This window comes from Blautia hansenii, assembly GCF_013304445.1.
Lineage (GTDB): Bacteria > Bacillota > Clostridia > Lachnospirales > Lachnospiraceae > Blautia.
Genome location: NZ_JAAITA010000027.1, coordinates 1 through 23232, shown reverse-complemented (window position 1 = coordinate 23232; position 23232 = coordinate 1). Strand labels below are relative to the sequence as shown.

At 42.7% G+C, this 23232-nt stretch carries 21 protein-coding genes and 2 pseudogenes; 4 read left to right on the top strand and 19 right to left on the bottom strand.

Annotation, left to right across the window (positions count from 1 at the left end):
• Positions 1 to 47 precede the first annotated feature (47 nt).
• The 15 genes and pseudogenes from G5A70_RS13935 to G5A70_RS13865 form a co-directional block, all read right to left on the bottom strand.
• On the bottom strand, positions 48 to 917 hold the full coding sequence (locus G5A70_RS13935) for an amidohydrolase family protein (RefSeq protein ID WP_173750132.1): 870 nt from the start codon (positions 915 to 917) through the stop codon (positions 48 to 50).
• Between the two features lie 67 nt (positions 918 to 984).
• Positions 985 to 2481, bottom strand: a complete 1497-nt coding sequence (glpK, locus tag G5A70_RS13930) for a glycerol kinase GlpK (protein ID WP_173750131.1) — start codon at positions 2479 to 2481, stop codon at positions 985 to 987.
• A 290-nt stretch (positions 2482 to 2771) separates the two neighbouring features.
• Entirely contained in the window at positions 2772 to 3941 is a 1170-nt protein-coding gene (gene rlmD, locus G5A70_RS13925; protein ID WP_173750130.1) for a 23S rRNA (uracil(1939)-C(5))-methyltransferase RlmD, read from the bottom strand.
• Positions 3942 to 4106: 165 nt separating this feature from the next.
• Positions 4107 to 5156: an NAD(P)-dependent alcohol dehydrogenase gene (locus tag G5A70_RS13920; protein ID WP_173750129.1), complete on the bottom strand. Its 1050-nt coding sequence runs from the start codon at positions 5154 to 5156 to the stop codon at positions 4107 to 4109.
• Positions 5157 to 5271: 115 nt separating this feature from the next.
• Entirely contained in the window at positions 5272 to 6399 is a 1128-nt protein-coding gene (locus tag G5A70_RS13915; protein ID WP_173750128.1) for an ROK family protein, read from the bottom strand.
• Positions 6400 to 6415: 16 nt separating this feature from the next.
• On the bottom strand, positions 6416 to 6943 hold the full coding sequence (locus G5A70_RS13910) for a hypothetical protein (RefSeq protein WP_173750127.1): 528 nt from the start codon (positions 6941 to 6943) through the stop codon (positions 6416 to 6418).
• A 185-nt stretch (positions 6944 to 7128) separates the two neighbouring features.
• Complete coding sequence (locus G5A70_RS13905; RefSeq protein ID WP_173750126.1) at positions 7129 to 8340, bottom strand: aspartate kinase; 1212 nt, start codon at positions 8338 to 8340, stop codon at positions 7129 to 7131.
• 73 nt (positions 8341 to 8413) lie between these two features.
• Positions 8414 to 10948: an ABC transporter permease gene (locus G5A70_RS13900; protein WP_173750125.1), complete on the bottom strand. Its 2535-nt coding sequence runs from the start codon at positions 10946 to 10948 to the stop codon at positions 8414 to 8416.
• A pseudogene (locus G5A70_RS13895) lies at positions 10945 to 11631 on the bottom strand (ABC transporter ATP-binding protein). The gene G5A70_RS13900 and the pseudogene G5A70_RS13895 overlap by 4 nt, the downstream one beginning before the upstream one ends.
• A gap of 118 nt (positions 11632 to 11749) precedes the next feature.
• Positions 11750 to 13219 (bottom strand): ABC transporter permease, encoded by a 1470-nt coding sequence (locus tag G5A70_RS13890; protein WP_173750124.1) that lies wholly within the window; start codon positions 13217 to 13219, stop codon positions 11750 to 11752.
• Positions 13182 to 14153 carry a hypothetical protein gene (locus tag G5A70_RS13885; protein WP_173750123.1) on the bottom strand — a complete coding sequence of 324 codons (972 nt, stop codon included), beginning with the start codon at positions 14151 to 14153 and terminating at the stop codon, positions 13182 to 13184. The genes G5A70_RS13890 and G5A70_RS13885 overlap by 38 nt, the downstream gene beginning before the upstream one ends.
• Positions 14143 to 14835 carry an ABC transporter ATP-binding protein gene (locus G5A70_RS13880; RefSeq protein WP_173750122.1) on the bottom strand — a complete coding sequence of 231 codons (693 nt, stop codon included), beginning with the start codon at positions 14833 to 14835 and terminating at the stop codon, positions 14143 to 14145. The genes G5A70_RS13885 and G5A70_RS13880 overlap by 11 nt, the downstream gene beginning before the upstream one ends.
• A gap of 7 nt (positions 14836 to 14842) precedes the next feature.
• On the bottom strand, positions 14843 to 15421 hold the full coding sequence (locus G5A70_RS13875) for a sensor histidine kinase (RefSeq protein ID WP_173750121.1): 579 nt from the start codon (positions 15419 to 15421) through the stop codon (positions 14843 to 14845).
• Positions 15422 to 15521: 100 nt separating this feature from the next.
• Positions 15522 to 16127, bottom strand: a complete 606-nt coding sequence (locus G5A70_RS13870) for a M48 family metallopeptidase (protein ID WP_226853450.1) — start codon at positions 16125 to 16127, stop codon at positions 15522 to 15524.
• Between the two features lie 194 nt (positions 16128 to 16321).
• On the bottom strand, positions 16322 to 17068 hold the full coding sequence (locus tag G5A70_RS13865; RefSeq protein WP_173750120.1) for an N-acetyltransferase: 747 nt from the start codon (positions 17066 to 17068) through the stop codon (positions 16322 to 16324).
• A gap of 108 nt (positions 17069 to 17176) precedes the next feature.
• Between G5A70_RS13865 and G5A70_RS13860 the strand changes: the two are divergent.
• The 3 genes and pseudogenes from G5A70_RS13860 to G5A70_RS13850 form a co-directional block, all read left to right on the top strand.
• Positions 17177 to 17353: pseudogene (locus G5A70_RS13860) on the top strand (recombinase); the annotation flags it as partial.
• A gap of 97 nt (positions 17354 to 17450) precedes the next feature.
• On the top strand, positions 17451 to 18179 hold the full coding sequence (locus G5A70_RS13855) for a hypothetical protein (protein ID WP_173750119.1): 729 nt from the start codon (positions 17451 to 17453) through the stop codon (positions 18177 to 18179).
• A gap of 155 nt (positions 18180 to 18334) precedes the next feature.
• Positions 18335 to 18718 (top strand): CHC2 zinc finger domain-containing protein, encoded by a 384-nt coding sequence (locus tag G5A70_RS13850; protein ID WP_226853448.1) that lies wholly within the window; start codon positions 18335 to 18337, stop codon positions 18716 to 18718.
• Between the two features lie 84 nt (positions 18719 to 18802).
• On the opposite strand, the gene G5A70_RS13845 is transcribed toward G5A70_RS13850, so the two are convergent.
• From G5A70_RS13845 to G5A70_RS13830, 4 genes are all read right to left on the bottom strand, one after another.
• Positions 18803 to 19801 carry a zf-HC2 domain-containing protein gene (locus tag G5A70_RS13845; RefSeq protein WP_173750118.1) on the bottom strand — a complete coding sequence of 333 codons (999 nt, stop codon included), beginning with the start codon at positions 19799 to 19801 and terminating at the stop codon, positions 18803 to 18805.
• A complete protein-coding gene (locus tag G5A70_RS13840) occupies positions 19794 to 20219 on the bottom strand; it encodes an RNA polymerase sigma factor (RefSeq protein ID WP_244092066.1) in 426 nt (141 codons plus the stop codon). The genes G5A70_RS13845 and G5A70_RS13840 overlap by 8 nt, the downstream gene beginning before the upstream one ends.
• 199 nt (positions 20220 to 20418) lie before the next feature.
• Positions 20419 to 20661, bottom strand: coding sequence for a carcinine hydrolase/isopenicillin-N N-acyltransferase family protein (locus G5A70_RS13835; protein WP_173750117.1), 243 nt, complete (start codon positions 20659 to 20661; stop codon positions 20419 to 20421).
• Between the two features lie 174 nt (positions 20662 to 20835).
• Positions 20836 to 21363 (bottom strand): PadR family transcriptional regulator, encoded by a 528-nt coding sequence (locus tag G5A70_RS13830; protein ID WP_173750116.1) that lies wholly within the window; start codon positions 21361 to 21363, stop codon positions 20836 to 20838.
• 125 nt (positions 21364 to 21488) lie between these two features.
• Here G5A70_RS13830 and G5A70_RS13825 point away from each other — a divergent pair, with 125 nt between their 5' ends.
• Positions 21489 to 22850 (top strand): MATE family efflux transporter, encoded by a 1362-nt coding sequence (locus tag G5A70_RS13825; protein WP_173750115.1) that lies wholly within the window; start codon positions 21489 to 21491, stop codon positions 22848 to 22850.
• The last annotated feature ends 382 nt before the right edge of the window (positions 22851 to 23232 follow it).

Below are 23232 nucleotides of genomic sequence, written 5' to 3'. Positions count from 1 at the left end.
GAGTCCTCCTGATGTTTTCTCTGCCGTCATGATAACGGTTAATTTCTTTACTGTCTCTGGAATTTTTCCCGTATCCTCTGTTCGCCTTCCAAAAGACGCTGCTGCACCGGCTGGCTGTCCCCCAGAATTTCCTTAAAGCAATTCCATTCATCTGCAAGTCCCTGTCCGTGATAAACCCGGTAAGCCCCCGCATCGCTTCCCAGTGCCATGTGCACGCCCCGGGCAAAAGCACTGCGGATATTCCGGCTTCCCGTTTCCCAGATTTTCTTCAACACCTTATCGGAAAAGCGGCCGCAGCCAATCATATTTTTTACCACTGTAATTGTAGGCACCCAGACCACATCGGACTCTGCCATCGCCTGTATGGTTTCCCCGTCCACATAATTTCCATGTTCCACGCTGTCTGCCCCGGCTTCCACCACTTCTCTTACCGCCCTGGCACCATTGGTATGAGCCATGACTGAAAATCCCTCCTCATGGGCAATATGCACCATTTCCTTTACTTCGCCAAAAGAAAGGGGTGTTTCTGTCACCGAACCATCTGTGTTAAAATCCATAATTCCCGTGGTCATAATTTTAATAAAATCTCCGCCCTGAGCACCAGCTTCTTTTACAAGGGCTGCATACTCCTTCAGATTTTCAAACCCCCGTCCCACAATTCCTCCGTAGTGCCCTTTGCGGTGAATGGCAAAAACGGGCGTTCGGTAGTCAATACCGTATTCCCCTGCCAGTTCTTTCGCTCTTTTGGAAACCTGGAGATTATCTCCGCCGTCCCGGACAAAGGAAATATTTTTCTCCTGATATGCCCTGAAATGGCTGTAAATAACTTCCTCATCTACACCGTTCTCATGCTTTCTCACAGCCTGTCTGTAATTGACCGCGTTCATAAAAATATGTGCATGGTTTTCTCCAAACATGATGTCATCTTCTTTCCTGTTTTTTTCTGAATCTTACTCATACCTCGGATTTTCATAATGATTTCCGCTATTCTTCTCTTGCCCAGCCGTAAGCGCATTTCACCGCTTTTTTCCAGCCTTTGGACTTTTTGTCCCTCTCCTCTTCTGTAATTGCAGGTGTAAAGGTTCGGTCAACACTCCAGTTTTCCATAATTTCCTCTTTGCTGTTCCAGTATCCCACAGCCAGACCAGCCAGATAAGCGGCGCCCATAGCCGTAGTTTCCACACAGACCGGACGTTTCACCGGCACCTGTATCATATCCGCCTGGGCCTGCATAAGGAAATTATTGGCGCTGGCCCCACCGTCTACCCGCAGGGAATTAATTTCCATGCCGGAATCTGCTTTCATGGCCTCAATCACATCATGCACCTGATAAGCCAGTGATTCCAGAGAAGCCCGGATAATATGGCATTTATTCACCCCACGGGTAAGTCCCACAATGGTTCCTCTTGCATATTGATCCCAATATGGCGCCCCCAGCCCGGTAAATGCCGGAACCACATAACACCCATTGGTATCTTTTACTTTCTGCGCCATATATTCGGAATCCTCTGCGGAATCAATAAGACGCAGTTCGTCCCGCAGCCACTGAATCACAGCGCCTGCCACAAATACAGAACCCTCCAAGGCATAATTCACTTTACCGTCCAATCCCCAGGCAATGGTTGTAACCAGCCCATTTTCGGAAAACACTGGTTGTTCTCCTGTATTCATCAAAAGGAAACAGCCTGTGCCGTACGTATTCTTTGCATCTCCCCTGGAAAAGCAGGCCTGTCCAAAAAGTGCGGACTGCTGGTCTCCTGCTGCTCCTCCGATAGGAATTTCGCCTCCGAAAAAACTGCTGTCCGTCACACCGTAAATACAGCTGGAAGGCTTCACATCCGGCAGCATACACCGGGGGATATCCAATTCCTTTAAAATATCCTCGTCCCATTCCAGAGTATTGATATTGTAGAGCAGCGTTCTGGAAGCATTGGAATAATCCGTCACATGGACAGCACCCTTTGTCATTTTCCATATCAGCCAGGTTTCTACGGTTCCAAAAAGCAGTTCTCCCCTTTCAGCTTTCTCCCTGGCCCCTCTCACATGGTCTAAAATCCACTTTACTTTCGTTCCGGAAAAATAGGCGTCGATAATCAGTCCGGTTTTCTTCCGAAATACATCCGTGAGTCCTTTTTCTTTCAGAGAGTCACAATATTCCGAAGTCCTTCTGCACTGCCACACAATAGCATGATAAACCGGCTCTCCTGTATTTTTATCCCATACCACTGCAGTTTCTCTCTGATTGGTAATACCGATGGCCGCAATATCCTCAGCCTCTGCACCGGCTTTTTGCATTGCCTCCACAGCAACGCCCAGCTGGTTGGACCAGATTTCGTTTGCATCGTGTTCCACCCAACCCGGCTTTGGAAAATACTGGGTAAACTCCTTCTGGGCAAAGCTTACGATTTCCCCTTTTTTATTAAATAGAATGCAGCGGTTACTTGTGGTTCCCGCATCTAATGCCATTACATATTTTGCCATATCTCTTTACCTCCTGCCAGAATAAAAAAGCTGTCCAGAAAAAAAGGATTTCCTTTTATATCTGACAGCTTTTCTCGTACTCTTTTCTGCCTTGCTTATTGCTTTTGCATAACATCTATTGCTATTTTAGCGCGATTCGAAGAAAATTTCAACAAAATAAGGATTTTTTCTAATCTTTTTACACGCTATTCAGCTGCCAAACTTTTTTTGATAAGGATAAGCCTCTCAACATAGATCTTGTAAATTTCGCGCCATATCGTCTTCTCTAATACTGCCAAATTTATATCGTTCTATTTCCTCTTATCATCACAATAAGTCAGCTTTGCGATACATTCACAATGCTCCGTCATCGGAAACAAATCCACTCCCTGTATCCATTCCACCTTCCATCTCTGCTTCACCAATATCTCCAAATCCCTCTGCAGCGTCTCCGGATTGCAGGAAATATACACCAGTTTCTTCGGCCTCATACGGCTTACCGCCTGGAGAAATTCCGGAGTGCTGCCTGCTCTGGGCGGGTCCATAAAGACCACGTCCATATGCTCTCCTCTGGTCGCCAGCTTCTGTATAAATCTTGTGGCATCCCCGCACAAAAACCGGGCATTTCCCAAATGATTTTCCTTAGCGTTTTCCACCGCGCATCGAACCGCACTCTGATTCAGTTCCACGCCCAAAACACTTTTCGCATGCTTTGCTGCAGTAAGTCCAATGGTCCCTACACCGCAGTAAGCGTCCAGAACCGTCTGTTTCCCGTTCAGCCCGGCAGCTTCGATGGCCTTCTGATATAGAATTTCCGTCTGTTTCGGATTCACCTGGTAAAAACTCGAAGGCGCGATACGAAACTTCACTCCACAAAGGGAATCCGTAATATAGCCTTTCCCATACAAAATCTTCTCCTTGTCACCCAGAACAGCACTGGTGGAACGAGGATTTATATTCTGCACAATGGTGGTAATATTAGGGCAAAATTCGCGAATCTTCTTTACAAATGCCTTAGAGCCCGGTAAAATCGGTGAAGCTGTTACCAGAACAGCCATAACTTCATCCGTCGTCAGACTATGCCTTACTAAAACATGGCGAATCAGCCCTGTCCTTCTATCCTCATCATAAGGCTGGTATTTGCAGTCTGCTGCCGCTTTTCGCACAGCCTCTACAGCTTTATCCAAAGCCGGCTGGTGAAGAAAACACCGTTCTACCGGTATTACCCTATGGGTTCCCTGGGCATAAATTCCGCTCTGCAGCCTCTTTCCCTCTCCACGTGTAAAGGTCGAAATTACTTTATTTCGATAATGCCAGGGGTTCTCCATTCCAATCACAGGCTGCACCTTTCCGAATTTTCCAAGAAGCTTTTCCAATCTTTTCTGTTTCTTTTTTAACTGTTTTTCATAAGACAGAGACAACATACTACAGCCGCCGCAGCCCATTTTTTCCAATTCACAGCTTCTCTTTTGTTCTTCCATTTTTCGTCCTCCTGTAATTGCCTCCCGGGCAGATGATTGGCTTTATTATACCATTCTCCACTTCTTTCGTCATGCTTTTTCTGATATTTTTTCATACAACAAAAAGCCCCCGTATGTCTGCTTTTCTTCTGACACACGAGGGTCTTCTTCTGTTACCTGAAAATCTTATCCGTGAATTTTAATGACACCTTTTACAATTTCCGCCTTGTTATGAATACTGTAATCCATAGCCTTCTGTACATCATCCAAATCAAATATATCCGTTACAATCCCCTTCAGATTTACCTTTCCGGAAGCCACGGCATCAATAGCCATCGGGTAAATATGACGATAACGGAACACCGTCTTAAAGGTCAGCTCCTTGTCCAGAGCGATACTCATAGGCAATGTTACTTCTCCGGTTTTACTGTATCCTACCAGCACAATGGTAGCACCTTTCTTTGTAATCTGTATGGCCTGTCTTGTGGTAATTTCACTTCCTGCTGTTTCAATTACCAGGTCTGCGCCTTTGCCAGCAGTCAGCTCTTTTATACGGGCTGCCACGTCTTCTTTCGCACCGTTAATGACTCCGGTCGCTCCTAATTCCAGGGCTTTTTCCAGACGTTTCTCCATGATATCCACTACATAAACTTCTGTCACACCTCTGGCCTTTAAAGCCATCATAGACACCAGACCAATACATCCCGCTCCCATAACTACGGCCTTCTGTCCCAGGTGCGCATCTCCCTGAATGGCTGCATGGAAACCAACAGCCAAAGGTTCAATCAAAGCACCTTCCAGTGTACTTACGTTGTCCGGCAGTTTAAAGCAAAGCCCTGCTTCGTGTGCCACATATTCCTGAAAAACTCCGTCAACCGGCGGTGTTGCAAAAAATTCCACATCCGGGCAGAGATTGTATTTACCTTCTTTGCAGAATTCACAGTGTCCACAGGTTTTTCCCGGCTCTAAGGCTACTCTGTCACCGACTTTTAAATGGGTGACATTTTTGCCCACTTCTACAACTGTGCCGCCCGGTTCATGTCCCAGCACAAAAGGCGGCTTTACAATAAAATCTCCAATAGCCCCTGATTCATAATAATGCAAGTCACTTCCGCAAATACCCACATATTCCAGTTTTACCAGAACTTCATCATCCTTCGGTGTGGGAATATCACGCTCCTCAAATCCCATTTTACCAATCTCCAGCATAACCGCTGTTTTCATTTTACCTTCCATGGCTGTCCCTCCGCTTATTTTCTTTATTTTATACTTAATTAAACAGTTTTATTATGTTTTTATAGTATAGCAAAGGAACAAAAAAGTCAATAAAAAAATGGTAATTTTCTCTGTTTTACACGGTTTCCAGAAAAGATTCGATGACTCTTAATCCGGCTCCCAGAGCCGCCGCTCCCCTTTGATACCGGCAGGCTCTTACGAAAGGCATGCTCTCGCCAAACGTATTTCGCTGGTAAATTTTTTTCCAGACAGCATCCAGATACGGTTCCAGATAACTGCCCACATACCCTCCCAGTACAATGTCACAGTCCAGTATCATATGAAGATTATTCACCGCTACAGCCAGTTTATCTGTGTAATCCTCCCAAAGTGCAGCACTTTTTTCTTCCCCTGCTTTCAGAGCAGAAAAGAATGCCTCCAAGTTTCCCTCTTTCGTATCAGCCAGCCTTTTTGCGGAACAATAGACATCCAGACAGCCTTTTTTACCACAGTAGCACAACCCGCCGTCCGGAACAAGAGTCATATGTCCCGCTTCACCGCAGCGGAAATTTTTTCCCTGGGAAAGCTCTCCGTGGGCGAATACTGCACCGCCTACGGTATTACTGAGAGACAGATAGAAAAACTCTTCCCCACGGTCTGCCTGCAGACCCTCCGCATACGCACCAGCATTGGCATCATTCAGGAAAAAACAGGCATAAGGAAAGCAGGCGCTGACCTCCTCTAAGGGCAGCCATTCCACCCCCAGCACATGGGAATATGTAATGGCCTTCTTCTCAAAATTTACGATTCCCGGAAAGGAAATACCCAATCCCAGGAACCGAGTTCTGTCCACCTGGTTTTTATCCAAAAATCTTTCCAGATTCTGTGCCAGTTCCTGGTAATAAGCCATTCCCTTTTCATATGGTTTTGCAAATCTCTGACAGTCCAGAATCTCTCCCTGCAAATTCACCAAGAGCATGCTCACATGATTTCCGGTAATATCTATTCCTGCTGCAAGCCGAAAATCCGCACAAACTTTTAAAGCCTTTGCCCTCCGGCCTCCGGTAGAAGCCAGTTCCCCCACTTCCTGCAAAAGTCCTCTTTCCAAAAATTCTTTTGTATTCTGGGTCACGGTGGGAAGACTCATTTGCAGATGGTAAGCAATGTCCGGATTGGAAACAACACCTGCTTTGCGGATATAGCGAAAAATCCGGTTTCTGTTATTCTTTTTCACCTCAATATTTGTTATCTGTTTCTTTGTCATATCCTGCCTCTATGAATTATTCTATTCCATATTTGTCCTTCAAATCTTCATATCTCTCCTGCCGCATCTCGTCTGCCCTTTCCTTTGCTGCTCTGTTTGCTGCACGCATGGGAACCCAAAAAACGCCTAAGATAAGCACACCGCCTACAGCCATAAAAACCAGCCACTTCACCCCGGCCCGAATAGAAGGCTTCAGCATTTTTTTCTGAAGCTCGTTGATGTTCAGTACCTGTCCATACCGTCGTTTCCGGCAATGGGGACAGGAAAACTTCTTGGCATAATAAGAATAGTGGGGACGGTTTACAAATGCACCGTTCTGAATACGGGTTTTTGTCGTTCTCACAGATTTTGCCATAATACTTTTTGTAAATTCTCCGGCGCTTACTTCATACTCCGTTCCACATATTTCGCACTTTATATGACCGGTAAATTCTCCGTCTGCCACTACTTTTACGCCGCTTCTGAAAAACTGTACCCCGCAGAAAACCACCCAGCCAAGAAGCACGAAAAATAAGAGTACCAGCAGAATTGTTCTGATATCCATACCTTCTTCCTCCTTTTTCCCAGTATAACATCTATCTATTTTCCTGTCATGCTTTATTTCAGTAAATTATCCAATTCTTCCAAAATCTCCAAAACAAAAACTGCCTTATGAATACACATCCGCAAAGCCCTTTTAGGTATCTCTGCTGCCTGCTTCATAAGACAGTTCCTTATTTCACACGTTCTTTATTCCCATTCAGCCGCAAACCGGTCATGCACTGCCCGCATAGCTGCTTCCGCTTCATTTTCTGCAATGACTGCGGTGATACGGATTTCCGAGGTTGTAATCATATCCGTGTTAATCCCTGCATCAGAAAGCGCCTCGAACATTTTTGCTGCCACACCGGGATTTGAGCTGACACCTGCACCGACTACGGAAACTTTTGCAACATCCTCCTCACAACTGATGTTTACAGTTCCAAGCACATCGCTGTGCTGTTTTAAAAGTTCTGCTGCCATGAGCATATCCGGTCTGGCAATGGTAAAGGTCAGTGTTTTGGTTCCGTCCTTTTCCAGAGACTGAATCATAACGTCAATGTTCATTCCGTGTTTGGCCAGCAGGTTCAAAAGGCGGAATGTGCTTTCCGGGTCATCTTTCATTCCTGCCACTGTAATTTTCGCAATATTCTTATCGGTTGCCACACCGCTTATCAGCATTTTTTCCATTTTTGTGCTCTCCTTTACCACTGTTCCTTCTGCTTCGCTCATACTGGATTTCACCACCAGCTTTACATTATATCTTCTCGCCATCTCCACGCAGCGGTTATGTAATACCTTTGCTCCAAGAGAAGCAAATTCCAGCATTTCCTCGTAAGTAACCTCTTCCATTTTTCTGGCATTTGGGACAATACGGGGGTCTGCGCTGTATACGCCGTCTACATCGGTATATATCTCACAGACGTCTGCATTCATGGCCGCTGCAAGAGCCACTGCCGTTGTATCGGAGCCGCCTCTTCCCAAAGTAGTCACATCTTCGTATTTATTAATTCCCTGAAAACCGGTAACCACTACAATTTTGTTGGAATCCAGTTCCTTGCGGATACGTTCTGTATCAATTCTCTTCAGTTTTGCATTCTGATAAGCAGAAGTCGTGTGCATCGCCACCTGCCATGCATTTAAAGAAATGGCAGGTACTCCCATCTGAAGCATGGTCATGGCCATAAGGGATACCGATACCTGTTCTCCTGTAGACAACAGCATATCCATCTCCCTTCTGGACGGCATATCCGTAATCTGCTGCGCCTGGCTGATAAGCCCGTCTGTGGTCTTTCCCATAGCCGAAAGCACCACAATCACCTGATTTCCATCTTTCCATTTCTTAATGCATCGTTCTGCTACATTTCTGATTTTTCCCAAATCTGCTACAGAACTTCCACCGAATTTCATTACTGCAAGCATAAAGTTCTTCTCCTCTGTCTGTATTTCTGAAATTCATTATAGCACTAAGAAGTGTTAAAGTCACCTGTTTCTTTTATTCATTCCGCAGTCTTTCCACCAGACTCTGCTTCTCCAGATTCCGGAAGCAGAAATAGGGCACTGCTACCGCAAAAATCACCAATATAGGTGTACAAACCACCAGTGGAAACAGCGTAAACTGAAAGCTTGACATGCCGCCTTCCACCATACTGCGTATCACGGTTCCGATGACCAAGCTGCTGACAGCATAAGACGCAGCCAAAGTCAGTCCCGCATAATACAGCCCTTCTAAAATCAGCATTTTCCGCAGCTGCTTTTTGCTCATACCTACACTCTGAATCATAGCAAATTCCTTTCTCCGGCTCACAACGGATGTTACCATACTATTTATAAAATTTAAAATTCCTACTATGGCAATCACCACGCTGATTGCATTTCCCATAACCGCAGAGGATTTTGTCTGTTTTTCATACTGCTCTGCAATGGTGGCTTTAGAAGTCAGATTGGAGTGATTTCCCGTTTCCTTCAGATAGGTTCTCACCTCTTCTTCTGCCTGTGCCGTTTTTTCTTCTTCCACATTGACATACAGCTTTCTCATGGTGCTGTCCGGCCAGAGCTGGCAAAAACGCTCTGCCGGCATAAGAAGGCCCATAGTATAACGGTTGTCCTCCCCATCCTCAGAAGCACCTTCTGTCACAGGACTGAAAGGGGCTACTACAGCCATAACTTCAAAGGTTTTCCCCTGAATTTCCACCTTTTCTCCCACGGAATACGTAGGCATGGTCACATTTTTCTCCTCTGTGCTTGGTCCCTCTGCCAGAAGATAATTTCCTGCAGCAAACTTTTCTTTGTCAAAAGTACCTTCTAAAAGGTATTTTTCTTTTGTGATACTGTCCAGAGGAATCCCTTCAAGTCCTATGATTTCGGCAGTTACTTCTTTGGTTTCCATGGCTTTTCGGCAGTCTTCGGCCCCGCCCTTGTCAAAGGATGCCCAGTCCTGCAAAACCTCTTCTGTATAATAATTCTCCATATTCTTCACAGCGTTGTCACTGAGCTTCATAGAAAATTCCCTGGAATACAGACAGCCCTCTTCTGTTTTTCCCGGAAGCTGCTGCACTTTTTCTACAAGCGCCTCATCTATAGTGCTGTCTGTGGGGTCATACCCGTTCACCCGCTCTTCACTGTCTGCATCGTCAAACTGTAAAGTTGCAGCCGCCAGTTCCTCCAGATACACATTCATATCAAAAGAAGCATTCTTTGCATAAAAAGCGGAGAGCAGTACCAGCGCCAGAGTCAGCGACAAAATCACGGTTATTGTACGCTTTTTATTCCTCCAGAGATTTGCCCAGGACATCTGTTCCACGGACACCGTTTTAGGACGTTTTTTCTTTCCGATTTTTGTCTCTGCGTCACAATAACGAAGCGCTTCCATAGGAGAAATCTTTCCTGCAATTCTGGCCGGGCGCAGACAGGAAACCCACACGGTAATCCATGCAAACACCGCAGAACCTATGAAAATCACAGGACTGCCAGAAACCACTGCACTTCCATCTGACCAGCTAATCAAGCCTGGCACCAGCTTCATGCCCAAAAGCCACCCAAAAACAAGCCCCAGGGGAATCCCAATGGCGCATAAACGGTTTGCCTGTCCGTAAATCAGTTTTTTAATCTGTTTTTTGGTAGTTCCCAGGGTTTTCAATTTCCCGTAAAACTGAATATCTGCAGATACTGAAATCTGGAAAATGTTATAAATAATCAGATATCCTGCCACAAATACCAGAAACATACCTGCATACATAGGCAGACTTTCCTGCGCGGCCTGAACCCCCATTTCCGGGGAATATGCCAGGTTTACCCCATATTCCAATTCTTCCAGACCTGTGTCTTTTAGGACGCTATCCATGGTGCTTTCTATATTTTTCGTATTTTTCAAATGCACCTGGGCCATATGAAGTCCCAAAACCTGTCCCTCTGAATTTTCCACTCCCCCTGTCATTTTCTCTGCGAATTCCCGGCTGACCCAGGCATAGCTGGCATAGGAAGAAGCATTATCTTCCCAAAAACCACAGAGGGTAAAAGTGCTTTCTGTCACTTCCGGGCTGTTGATATCCCTGCGCCACTGCAAGGTCACCTCTTCTCCCAGCTTATGAGGTATCCCCAGTTTATCCAGCACTTCTGTTCCCGCTGCCAGTTCGTTTTCTTTTTGCGGCATATGTCCGGTTGTTGGTTCTGCAAAGGAATGGCTGGCATACATATCATCTCCCCAACGGATTTCCACCTGGCGTCCTGCCAGCTTTTCATTCTCTGCCAGCCCAAGGACAATGCTCTCGCCAACGCCTTTTACCTTAGGATGTCCTGCAATTTTCTCTGCTGCTTCTCCTGTGATTTCTTTAAAAGAAATCTGTGCATCATACCCGGACTGACGAAAATTCATGGTTATTATGTTTTCGCTGATACTTTGAGCGAGCACAAATAAAGTAGTAAACATCAGAGTAGTTAAAAAAACAGCAAGCACTGCCACCAGATTGCGCCCCTTATTCTGACAGAACGTACGGTTGGTCAGTGTTTTCATAAGATTGTTCTTCTTCATAATATCCTCCCCTGCTGCTGTACAATCTTTCCGTCCTCAATACGGACAATGCAGTCTGCCATCTGGGCGATTTCCGGGTTATGGGTAATCATCACAATGGTCTGGTGAAACTCTTTTCCCGTCATTTTCAAAAGCCCGATAACGTCATCACTGGTCTTCGAGTCCAGATTTCCGGTTGGCTCATCAGCTAGTACAATGGAGGGTTTGGAAGCCAGAGCCCTAGCAATCGCCACTCTTTGCTGCTGTCCCCCGGAAAGCTGGTTTGGCATACTGTCCAACCTTTTTTCCAGTCCCAAAAGCTTCACCACCTGCATAACAAACTTCTTATCCGGCTTTTTCCCATCCATGGCTACGGGAAAAATAATGTTCTCCCACACACTGAGTACCGGCACCAGATTGTAATTCTAGAAAATAAATCCTATCTGCTGACGGCGGAAAATGGTAGCCTCCTCACTATTTAACGCGGCCAATTCCGTATTTCCCACTTTAATACTTCCTGATGTGGGACAATCCAGACCTCCCAGCATGTTGAGCAAAGTGGATTTTCCGCTGCCTGAAGATCCTATAATGGCTGTAAATTTCCCGTTTTCAATATCCAGATTCACTCCGTCAAGAGCCTTTACCAAAGTATCTCCTTTTCCATAATATTTTTTCAGATTCCGCACCTGTAAAATTGCGTCCATGTCTTTTCCTCCTGCTTTCTCTTTCTGATAAAAATAGTCTAACAGATACAAGTCTCAATCCGGGCACAGAAAAGGCACATTTTTGTAACTTTTCCCGTCACAAAAATGTGCCTTTCTCTTATTCTATATTTCTAAGCCGTTCTGTAATACTTTTTTTCTCCATTCCCATCAGACAAAGCTGTGGCAGAAGAAGAGAAATCAACAGCAGCACCCCGCCTGTTACAAACAACGGAAGCAGAGAAAATTCATAGGTAACTGCCCAGTCTATGGAATATATATACGCTGCGTCCGACTCATAATACAGAGGCATTCCGTACCATAAAAGCAGGGCCACAGCCGGAAATACCGCGAGTATAGACCCTGCACCGTAAATCAGTCCCTCGTACAGCACCATACGCCTCACTCCCGGCAGGTCCATTCCCAATCCTTGATACAGGGCAAAGGTTCTCTTCCGCAGCATCATACGGTTCATGAGAAGATTGCCGTAGCTTAACACCGCAATCAAAAAGAGAAACAGACCGGTTACAAACTGCACGGAAATAGAAAGAAAGGTTTCCTGCGCAAAAGCCTGTTCCGTTTCTTCCCTTCTCTCCACCGCAATTTTCCCCTCCGCTTCATAAGTTTTCAGGATTTTCTCTACAGCCGCTTTTTGGGATTCCTCCACATTGAAATTTATCTGCCGCACGGAAAGATGGGGATACAAGTCCCGCAAGGCTTGCGGCGGCATAAGATAATTGAGAGAACAGGCCGCCTCCTTACTGTTGCTGCCCATAGGAAACATAGCAGGGTCCTGCACGGTCATCATAACAGTAAAGGTCTTATCTTCTATCTGAATTTTACTTCCTGCAGGCGCTGCCGAAATCCAGGCTGCTGCAGAAGCGCCTACAGCGATGACGTAATCTCCCGAAGCATATTTTTCTGCATCAAAGGCACCGTCCAAAAGATAGTGAGGCATAGTCATAAATTCCAACCCATATCCTTCTGTGCCATACAGCACGCTGGTATAAGTTTTCTCTTTTTCAAATTTTTCGATTCCCGCTATCCAATCCGGATCTCCTTCCATGCTTTCCTTTCGGCTGATATCAGGGTCATAATCACAGGGACCGTGATAAAAATCCGTGATGGTCTGATACAGAGCCTCATCTGCTGTCAGCTGTACTTCATGAGACAACGTTTCTCCGAATTTTTCCACCCCCGGAAGCTGCCGCAGATTCTCCACCATTTCCTCTGAGATACCCCCTGCCGCCTCGTTGTATCTTTGATTCCGGGAGGCACAGGAGGCATCCGCCACGGTATAATCACTGGCAGCTACCTCTTTCAGATAATAGTCCACATCATAGCTGATATAACGGATAAACACACTGCACAGAAAAAAGGAAGACAGAAACAACAGCAGCATACAGGCAAAAAAACTCCCCTTCACTTCTCCCACGGACAACCAAGCCATTCGCCCAATGCTCACGGTTTTCCAGGATTTTCTCTTTCGCTGACGTTTCTTTTCCCGTTCTGCAAAGATTTCTGTGGGGGTCTTAAAAAACAATCTCCAATTGTCATAAAGAACAGCCGCAATCACGGTAAAAAGTGCCAATACTCCGCCTTTTGCCGCCGGCAGGAAAGAAAAAGCAGAAAGTCCGGGATTCGTACTTATGAGTATCTCCAGAATTTTGTTCCCGAAGTTCTGAAAAATCCAGCCGGCCCCCAGACACCCCAAAGGCAAACAGCGCAAAAATCACATAAGAGCGCAGTTTTTCTTCTGTCTTTTCCTGGTTAACCTGATTATAAGCCAAATTCACAAAGACCTGTTCCTCTGAAATTCCCGCTTTTTTGGCCATACTTACCGCTTTTTCTTCCAATTTATCCGTCTGGTACACATCCACTCCCAATATTTCGTTTTCCTGTATGTTTTCCCTATATCCGGGAGAAAGACCTTCTGCCGTTTTCTCCGTAATCCAGGCATACGTTTCACCCTGAAAAGGCTGACCGTTCCAGAAGCCGCACAGCATAAATACCGCTTCCTGTACAACCTCCTCCCCTTCTTTAGTCCACAAAACCTCAAACTCTGTCCCTAACTTGTGAGGAAGCCCTAAAGAATCCAGCGTCATAGTATCCAGGGCAATTTCCCCTGCCTTTTTTGGCATTCGTCCCTCTGTAGGCGCACAGAAAACGGTTTTGGCATACGCGTCATTGACTGCTGCCAGATAGGGCTGCCGGTATTCCAAAATTTCCCCGCCAAGCCTTCCAAGAGGCTGAAGACGAACACTCTTCTTTACATTTTCCTGCTGCAAAAGCGCCTCTGCCTGCACCTCTGTCAGATTGCGGTATACAATCTGGCTTTCAGAACCAAAGGTCTGCTGATATTTAAAAAAGTAGGCCCACTCCTCTCCCTTTTGGAAAAGAAACAGCAGGGTATATACCATGCAAATGAGCAAAATCGTAAAAACAAGCAGCAGATTCTGCTTTTTATAGGTTTTCATCTGACGAAAAATCAATTTCCGACAGACATGCAGATTGTTATTTTCCATCCTGCCTGCCCACCCTTTCCAGAATTTTACCGTCCTCCATACGGACAACCCGATCCGCCATCTGGGCAATATCGGGATTATGGGTAATCATAACCAAAGTCTGACGATAAGTATCCGCCGCAGATTTCAACAGACCCAACACCTCCTGACTGGTGCGCGAATCCAGATTTCCGGTTGGCTCATCTGCCAACACAATCCCGCTTTTCAGCATCAATGCCCTGGCAATGCCCACTCTCTGCTGTCCTCCTCCGGATAATTGATGAGGATAATCATTCAGACGCTTATCCAACTTTAAAAACCCTGTAATCTCCTGAAAAAATACCCAGTCCACAGCCTGTTTCCCCAGATTTACAGAAAACAGAATATTCTCCTGCACTGTAAGGGAGGGTATCAGATTATAACTCTGGTAAATGAAGCCGATTTTACTCCGCCTGAAAACCGCCAGCTGACGCTCCCTCATGCCCTGTAATTCTATACCATCCACTGTTACGCTACCACTGTCCGGGTAATCCAGACCGCCAATCATGTTGAAAAGAGTGGTTTTTCCGCTTCCGGACGAGCCCGTAACCGCTGTAAATTTTCCTTTTTCAATCTCCAGATTTACGCCGTCTAAAGCTTTTATCCGGCCTTCTCCCTTTCCATAATACTTTTTCAAATCTTTTACTGTGATAATACTTTCCATGTCTTCCTTATGTCCTTTTCCCGTCTTCCATTCCGCTTAATAAATAGACAGAGAAGGTGCTTCCCTGTCCGGGCTTTGATTTTACGGTAATATACCCCCTCTGTTTATTCAAAATCGTCTGGGTCAGATACAGTCCCAGCCCCACACCCTCCTGGGCAGAAACCTCCTCTGCCCGGTAAAACCGCTGAAAAATATCGTTGTAATGTTCTTCGGCAATCCCAATACCCGTATCCGTAATGTCCACTCTGGTGTAAAACTGCCAGGGATGCACGCTGATACGGATGCTTCCCCTTTCCGGAGTATATTTCACGCCATTGGACAGTATATTTTCCAATGCCTCCAGCGTCCATTTTTCATCATACTTTGCCGTAATTTCCCCAACACACTCCAGGTCTATCTGCAGTTTCTTTTTCTCTGCCGCCTGCCACACATCCTTCACGGCCTGCACCAACGTATTGTGCAGATTCCGTTCTTCTATATGCATGGAAAAAGTTCCCGTTTCCAGACGGGACATCTTTATCAGCGACTGCAGAAGAAATTCCAGCTTATCCACCTGAAATTCCAGCGTATGGGCAAATTCGGACATACAACTCCCTGAAACAGGTCTGTCCGGTCATCCGCTCTGCTATGAACCCCCTCTTCCATAAGGTGGTTTCTGGCAGAGACGCCCCTCTGCCTTTTTATTCTTATCTCACTTCATTTTGGGCAAGTCCATATTCCCCCAACTGTTTCCTGCACTCCTGAAAATCAGGGAAATACCGTCCTACTTCTGTCCAAAACAAAGAGGAATGGTTCATGTGCCGGCGGTGCGCCAGTTCATGTACCACCACATAGTCCAAAAGTTTTTCCGGAAGATAGTATAACTGATAATTAAAGTTTACATTTCCCTTAGAACTGCAGCTTCCCCACCGTGTTTTCTGATTCCGGATGGTGATTCTGCCAACCGTAACTCCCATAACCTCACAATAATATTTTACCCGTGCGGCTATTTTCTCCTTTATCTGTTCCCGCTCCTTTGCCGTAAGCTGTGAAAATGGCGGTGCATTCGTAAACCTTCTGTAATCCTGCCTTTTCCCTGCTAACTTCCGTTTACAAAGAATCCACTCCGTATGCTTTTCTAAAAAGGTTTCTAATCCTTTGTCGGAAAGTCGGTATGGAACTCTCGCAATCACAGACGTATCCTGTCGAATTTCCAGACCAATACTCTTTCTGTCAGAGCGAATCACCTGTATGGGAATGATTCTCCCCTGCACTTCCATTTTGATTTCATTTATCTTAGATTTCTTTACCATTTTGTATATCGCTTTCTCTATGCTCTGCTGTAATCTCTGATCTTGCTAATTCCTTTTTCTTTCAGTAGTTGGTGATACAGAATGATAAGTATAAACCATTTTATACCACTGCTATCAATTATAATGAAAAGGAAAAAGCAGACAGTCACATCAAAAACTGTCTGGCACAAACTGGAAAATTCTGATTTTCCAATTTATTTTGCCAACAACTTTAAAAATCTTTTATCATTCATCTGTTCATTTGTTAAATATTCCCCGTTATAAAACAGGGCATAAGTTGTAATCGGTGTCGGTGCGTTCTGGGCTTGCTCTTTACTTTGCAAATGAATAGCTTTAAACTGTACGCCCTTTTCTTTTGCTATTTCTTCTACAATAGGAACATATTTCGCATTAAATGGGCATTGGCTGGTATAGTACAAAACATATCCCATTTCATCAATGCGAAGGTGCTTTGCACACACTTTGAATTTAGGTAACGAAGTATTTTTATCAAATGTTAAAAACCATAACTGAATACCATTATCGGCTTCATCACAAACATCAAAACCTTTGTGTTTTAAGAATTTGGGGTCAGCTAAAAATGTTTTTTTCTTTTTGGAAGATAGAATACATAACCCTTTTTTTCCTTTTATTTTACTATCTTCAATGCACGCATTTAATAAGTCTGTTGAGTATCCATGCCCCTTGAATGAACCAGCCACCCAAAGACAGTTAATATACATATAACCATCTGCAACAATAGGGTTCCAAGCGTTTTCTGCAGGAATATACTCAACAAAACACTTTCCTCGTTCTTCGCTCTTTAGGAAAACTAATCCTTCATCAAATCGTTCTTGTAGCCAAGCCTTTTTTGATGATACTTGGATATCATTGTTATTTGAAATCGCACAGCATATATGCTCTTTGTCTATATTTTCGTTGGTTACTCTAATATATTCCATAAAAACACCTCATTTCTAAATTCTTATTTGTATATTTCTTTTATATTATCATATTCTTTAACATCTAACACCAGTTATTTTGAAAAAAAGAGGGGATATCACTGCTTGTATTTGCAAGTAGGTTTTGTCACTGATATTCTCTTTAGAGAAAAGGAAGTTCGATTTATAGCAATCAATAATGGTATTGACAGTGACCGTCAAGAAAGCAGTGAGTTCGCACCATTTCTGAATATTATGAATGAGTGGTTTGTCAGAGACACAAGCAAGAAAATTTCTTCCATTCTTTGGATCGATGAGGTATAATGCGGTTATGAGAAAAACCATAGAATGAGAAACAACCATAGAATGAGAAACAACCATATAGCAGAGGAGATTGTGTAGTATGAAGGAACAGAAGAAATCTTCCTGGGGAGCGGCTCTGGTGTCGTTTTTTAAGGAATATTTACTAAACTTTTCAGGTCCGGGGCATCTTGCATATGATGAAAATTTAACCCATGAAGGAAAAAGAAAGAAAAAATATATCTGGAGAGTGCTTCTGCTGTTCATTGCGGCAGTATCAGCTTTGCTCCCTTTTATAGCTTGGAATATGTTTGTTCCAGATGTGCTATGGGCAAAAATAGTTACCGTTGTGATGTGTGAAGGCTATACTGTTTTTATAGTAAGCATGGAGATTCTCGAAGTAAAGGATGAGTTAAAGGAAGATATGTTAAAAATAGGGGAATATAAAATTCCTTCCAAAGGAAGTATTTCTTTGTTTAAAGAAATTGATTTTAAGATTGTTCAAACAGATTATTCTTATACAATATTGATTTCTAAGAAACCATTAAGATGGCTTTATAAGAAGTTCCATGTTACAATCTATGGAAGACATGGAAAAGTGAAAAAGATTGAATTGGTTCGAGCAGACAAAAAATATTCTATGAAATATGAAACAATGAATGATACGGTTTTAGAAAAGTTGCGAGAAGAAAATAATAGATTTTTAAGGAAATGCTTAGGCACTCCCAGTAAAAAGAGTATGACAGGTGTCGAATATCATTATGAGTGGGGACAAATACAATCGTTCTATGATAATCGTTCTTGTCAAACAGGAATCGTAATTATGTTTTAAAATAAGGAAATTAAATCTCCACAGCTTTACTGAGCAGGAAATCTGAAAAGATTTCCTGCTTTTTTGCTCCCAAAATTGAATATGGAACTCTAAGGCACTTACTGTTTTCACTTTGAAAATGACAGGTGCTTTTTTCGTTTCAGGAAAGGAGTCACATGAATGTATTTGAAGTTGTAAAAGGAAATGTTACTGCCCGACAAGCCGCAGAAGCCCATGGCTTGAAAGTCGGTCGCACAGGCATGGCGTGCTGTCCGTTTCACTCGGATAATTCCCCCAGTATGAAGCTGGATGAACGCTATTACTGTTTTGGCTGCGGAGTGACCGGAGATGCTGTTAATCTTGCTGAAGATTTTGGTCTTAACTATGACAGCCGACAAAAGCCCCGTGTCCGCCCTCGTATTCGTAATCCGACACCGGAACAGAAATATCAAAAAGAAGAAAATCATTGTTACAAGGTGCTAACAGATTATTTTCATCTTCTTAGGGAATGGGAAAAAAACTATGCTCCCAAACAGCTTAGAGCAGAGCGAGAAAGGTAAGGTTTATAATACTGACCTTTCAAGTCCTCTGCTGTATCATGGTGCTGTTGGCTACGCCTTGTTCCTTGACCTCACTACTTCACATCACTTTAACCGTTTTCTCTTCATATTGATAATTCCATATACTAATAAGCCACCGCCTACTATACCTCCAAAAATTAAAATTAGAGTATAGACATTTGCATTAACGCAAATATTAGTTGACCAATCAGAAAAATTAGTTGAAAGAATTGTTAATTGCTTTTTATGTTCCGCAAAATATGCATACACATCATTTGTAAATGCCATCCAAATACAACTTATGATTAAAATTATTCCCGCTTTTATCCATACATTTACCGGAAGATACCTTGCTACCAAGAATATAAGCCATACTCCTGTCATAAGAATAAGTGAAACTGTATAACCAGTTCTCATTCCTTCTATATCTCCCGAATGATTGCACACTTCAAAAATCGTAAGAAAAAGCCACAAGGTATCCCATGTCAATGTAATCAACGCCTTTTTATCAGACAAAATTGGTGGCAATGTGATATTCCTAATTACCAATGGAAAAAATACAATGGACAATCCAAAAATCGTTGGTATCGTCCACAAAACAAATTCTCCCCCTCCATTCATTCGGTCTACAAAAAAGAATATAAGAAGTAACGCTATTACGCTGGCTAATATACTTTTTGTCATTCTTCTTTGTGTAGAAAGGAGTGGTACAACTGACAATGATGCTACCAACAACATAGAAGCCGTTAATACCGCAAACACTCCTAAGCCACCACCACTACTCATTGATACAATAAACGTAATCACAACTGGAACCATGAGTATTAGAGCTATCATAATTCCTGCCTTGTATGCCATATTTCTTTCTTTTTTTGCATGCCTCTCTAATATACCCTCTGCTTCATCTTTCATAACTGTATCAATCGTAGTATTTCTCAATGCTTCATATGTTTTTTTACATTTCTCGCAAGTCATTAAATGCTGTTCCACCATTTTTTTACTAGCCGAAGTACAGGCATTGTCATAATAAAGCGGAAGTAAATCTTGCACAACATCACATTCATTAAATTTATCTTTACCCATTTTCTACCATCCTTTCCTGAATTTTCAATCTTGCCCTATGATAAGTAACTCTTGCCCAGTTTTCAGTTTTTTGAAAAATCATTCCTATTTGTGAAAATGATAATTCTCCAAAAACTCTCAACTGAAATACTTCTTTATAGGGTTCTTGCAGTTCGTGAAGAATCAAATGAATTTGAAGAGCAGTATCCTTATCCTCTGTTGCTTTCTCTATATCAACAGTTGATGTTGAAACCGCTTCATCTAATTCCGATAACTTTGTGTTTTTTCGACATTCATCAATCGCAAGATGTTTTGCAATTCCACATAACCATGTAAGTTCACTAGAATTACCTTTAAATTGTTTTTTCGCCGTCATCGCCTTAAAAAATGTATTTTGAGTTATTTCTTCTGCACAAGACGGATTTCTTATGATTGTCATAACATACGAATACACTTGCATATAGTATGAATGATATAATTTTTCGTAGTCCAGAACTGCTCACCTCCTTCTTTTCATAGGTTAGTCGAAAAAAAGATAGTTTCGTTACAAATATTTTAAAATATTTGTATTTTTCTTGCAAATTTGCGATGCAGATTTTATAAAAGAAATCGGTAAAGACTTGGTAGAAAACTGGTGATCATTTGGTACGTTTTGCGCATAAAGAAACAGCGCTGATTACTTTAATCAGTACCGCTTCTTCCGTTGTTCTACACTTTTCCAAAAGATACCGAACCAATAACCCTGCATTGAAACCGGCTTTACGAACTTTGGGATAATATTTCTCATAAACTGGCAGACACTGCATTGCAAACTTTTTTCGTTCTTCTGTAATCTGAAACGTATGTTTCTCATGAATAAAATTTCCATGTTTTCTTAACATTTCTCCCCAGTCAAAACCAGTTTGATAATGTGTATTTTTAAATCTCCCATGATACATTCTTACACCTGCTTTTATGATTTTTCGTCTGTAAGATCTTACATATTCATAACCTAACAGAATAAAAAATTCTTGTCAATGAAATAAAATTTGTATTCAAAAACACACGACTTACCACTAAAGCAACGACTTTTTCAAATCAGCAATCCATGCCTTAATTGCTTTTGCTAACGTAAGCTGCTGATGAAGGACCGCCATACCTGTTGCTGGAACATCTTCCGCTTTTTCTTTCAATTTCAGATTATCTTCTAAATAGTTTAAGAGAATATCTGTATTCATTTCTATTTCATCTAAACAGTCCCGTTGCTCTTCTTTGGTCATACTCTCTAAATTCACAATGACTGCATTGAAATCTAAAAACATATGAATCGGCTTTTTAGAAAGCTCATGCATCAGTTTTTTAAACTCCGCCTTTCCACTTTCCGTTAACGAATACACTGCTTTTTCCGGCATATTTCCCTCCTTTTCCATTCGGCTGGAAATGAACCCTTTCTGTTCTAACTGAATCACTTTTTTGTAAATAGAAGGTGTGCTAATCTTTACCCATTTTGAGATGTTCCGATATTCCACCAGTTTCTGAATGTCATATGCACTTAATTCCTCTTTTTTTAACATTCCTAACACAATTAAGTCAATGGTCGCCATTTGTTTTTCCTCCTTCCATCTTGACAACTACTGTAAATTATAGTAGTATAACTTTTGCATTTCAATTACTATATTTTATAGTAGTATATTTTATATTATATGTCAAGTGAAAGGAGTTACACGTTATGAACAATCAAAAGCAAAAAATGGAATTACTCGGAAATGCACCTATTCCAAAAGCACTCTTGGCTATGGGAATCCCAACCATGATTGGAATGCTGATTAACGCTTTGTATAATCTTGTAGATGCGTACTTTGTAAGCGGATTAGGTGAAAGCCCAATGGGGGCAATTTCTATCGTTTACCCTCTTGGACAAGTTGTTGTCGGTTTAGGATTACTATTTGGAAACGGGGCAGCATCCTACATTTCAAGACTACTGGGACAAGGGAAAGACGAACAAGCAAATAAAGTTGCAAGCACTTCTCTTTATTGCAGTTTGTCCGTAGGGACAGTTCTCATTCTTTTCTGCGTTGTATTTCTAGAGCCGATTTTAATTCTTCTCGGTGCAACCAAAAGCATTCTTCCTTACGCAATGACCTATGCAGAAATTTACATTATTTCTTGTATTTTCAATGTATTTAACGTTACCATGAACAACATTGTCACAAGCGAAGGAGCTGCTAAGACTACAATGTTCGCCCTGCTGATTGGAGCAGTCTTGAACATTGCTTTAGATCCGATTTTTATCTATACCTTTAATTTGGGTGTTTCAGGTGCAGCCATTGCAACCGCAATTTCACAGATTATATCTACTCTCGTTTACCTGTACTACCTTTTCAGCAAAAAAAGTATTTTTCGTTTCCGCTTAAAAGACTGTTCCTTTTCCAAAGAGATTTTTTCAGAAATATTCAAAATCGGAGTTCCTACGCTTGTATTTCAACTATTAACCAGTCTTTCCATTTCTCTGATTAACAACGCTGCCGGTGCTTATGGAGATGCTGCCATCGCCGGAATGGGTGTCGTCACCAGACTCGTTTCTATGGGAAGTCTGACTGTATTCGGCTTTATAAAAGGATTCCAGCCTATTGCAGGATATAGTTATGGTGCAAAGAAATACCATCGACTGCGTCAGGCAATCAAAACCTCCATTCTTTGGTCAACCATTTTTTGTATTGTTGTAGGCTTCGCATTTTTCCTCTTTCCAACACCAATCGTCTCACGGTTTACAACCGGAAATATAGAAATGATTCACATCGGAACCAGTTCCTTACGAATCAACGGTATTACTTTTATGCTCTTTGGATATTACACAGTATATTCCTCTCTTTTCCTGGCATTAGGAAAAGGAAAAGAAGGTTTCTTACTTGGGGCATGCAGACAAGGGATCTGCTTTATCCCTGTTATTCTCATTCTTCCCTCCATATGGGGATTAAATGGAATTTTATACGCACAGCCAATCGCTGATGTCCTTTCTTTTCTCATCAGTCTGTTGATGGCTCTTTCTCTTCATAAGCAGTTAAAATTATCTGAAACTCAAATAAACTAATTTATAACACCAAAAGCGGCACCACCCTGTCTGTGATTTTCTCAATGCCCTGCAATGGACGGAACGGAACGCATACGCTTCTGTCTGCACCGCTTTCTCCGTTCTGATACTACTTAAACATAACGCCCAATAATAGACAAGAAGACTTGCAAGGTTTCTGGCCTTTCAAGTCCTCTGCTGTATCATGGTTCTGTTGACTTTGTCCGTTCCGTCAAGGACTGCCCTAGGTTGTATCGGCTTCGCCTTGTTCCTTGACCTCACTACATTTTCCCTATTTCTTGACACAACAAAAGCCTGCACGAACTTTCTTCAATCCGACAGGCTCTTATTCTTTCACATACTCTATCAATTCTTCTATTCCACAATCCAAGTAACTGCACAG

Bases quoted from the DNA above. Each gene is read 5' to 3' on its own strand.
- G5A70_RS13935 (WP_173750132.1), bottom strand. From the start codon at position 917: ATGTTTGGAGAAAACCATGCACATATTTTTATGAACGCGGTCAATTAC.
- glpK (WP_173750131.1), bottom strand. From the start codon at position 2,481: ATGGCAAAATATGTAATGGCATTAGATGCGGGAACCACAAGTAACCGC.
- rlmD (WP_173750130.1), bottom strand. From the start codon at position 3,941: ATGGAAGAACAAAAGAGAAGCTGTGAATTGGAAAAAATGGGCTGCGGC.
- G5A70_RS13920 (WP_173750129.1), bottom strand. From the start codon at position 5,156: ATGGAAGGTAAAATGAAAACAGCGGTTATGCTGGAGATTGGTAAAATG.
- G5A70_RS13915 (WP_173750128.1), bottom strand. From the start codon at position 6,399: ATGACAAAGAAACAGATAACAAATATTGAGGTGAAAAAGAATAACAGA.
- G5A70_RS13910 (WP_173750127.1), bottom strand. From the start codon at position 6,943: ATGGATATCAGAACAATTCTGCTGGTACTCTTATTTTTCGTGCTTCTT.
- G5A70_RS13905 (WP_173750126.1), bottom strand. From the start codon at position 8,340: ATGCTTGCAGTAATGAAATTCGGTGGAAGTTCTGTAGCAGATTTGGGA.
- G5A70_RS13900 (WP_173750125.1), bottom strand. From the start codon at position 10,948: ATGAAGAAGAACAATCTTATGAAAACACTGACCAACCGTACGTTCTGT.
- G5A70_RS13885 (WP_173750123.1), bottom strand. From the start codon at position 14,153: ATGGAAAATAACAATCTGCATGTCTGTCGGAAATTGATTTTTCGTCAG.
- G5A70_RS13880 (WP_173750122.1), bottom strand. From the start codon at position 14,835: ATGGAAAGTATTATCACAGTAAAAGATTTGAAAAAGTATTATGGAAAG.
- G5A70_RS13875 (WP_173750121.1), bottom strand. From the start codon at position 15,421: ATGTCCGAATTTGCCCATACGCTGGAATTTCAGGTGGATAAGCTGGAA.
- G5A70_RS13870 (WP_226853450.1), bottom strand. From the start codon at position 16,127: ATGGTAAAGAAATCTAAGATAAATGAAATCAAAATGGAAGTGCAGGGG.
- G5A70_RS13865 (WP_173750120.1), bottom strand. From the start codon at position 17,068: ATGGAATATATTAGAGTAACCAACGAAAATATAGACAAAGAGCATATA.
- G5A70_RS13855 (WP_173750119.1), top strand. From the start codon at position 17,451: ATGAAGGAACAGAAGAAATCTTCCTGGGGAGCGGCTCTGGTGTCGTTT.
- G5A70_RS13850 (WP_226853448.1), top strand. From the start codon at position 18,335: ATGAATGTATTTGAAGTTGTAAAAGGAAATGTTACTGCCCGACAAGCC.
- G5A70_RS13845 (WP_173750118.1), bottom strand. From the start codon at position 19,801: ATGGGTAAAGATAAATTTAATGAATGTGATGTTGTGCAAGATTTACTT.
- G5A70_RS13840 (WP_244092066.1), bottom strand. From the start codon at position 20,219: ATGACAATCATAAGAAATCCGTCTTGTGCAGAAGAAATAACTCAAAAT.
- G5A70_RS13835 (WP_173750117.1), bottom strand. From the start codon at position 20,661: ATGTTAAGAAAACATGGAAATTTTATTCATGAGAAACATACGTTTCAG.
- G5A70_RS13830 (WP_173750116.1), bottom strand. From the start codon at position 21,363: ATGGCGACCATTGACTTAATTGTGTTAGGAATGTTAAAAAAAGAGGAA.
- G5A70_RS13825 (WP_173750115.1), top strand. From the start codon at position 21,489: ATGAACAATCAAAAGCAAAAAATGGAATTACTCGGAAATGCACCTATT.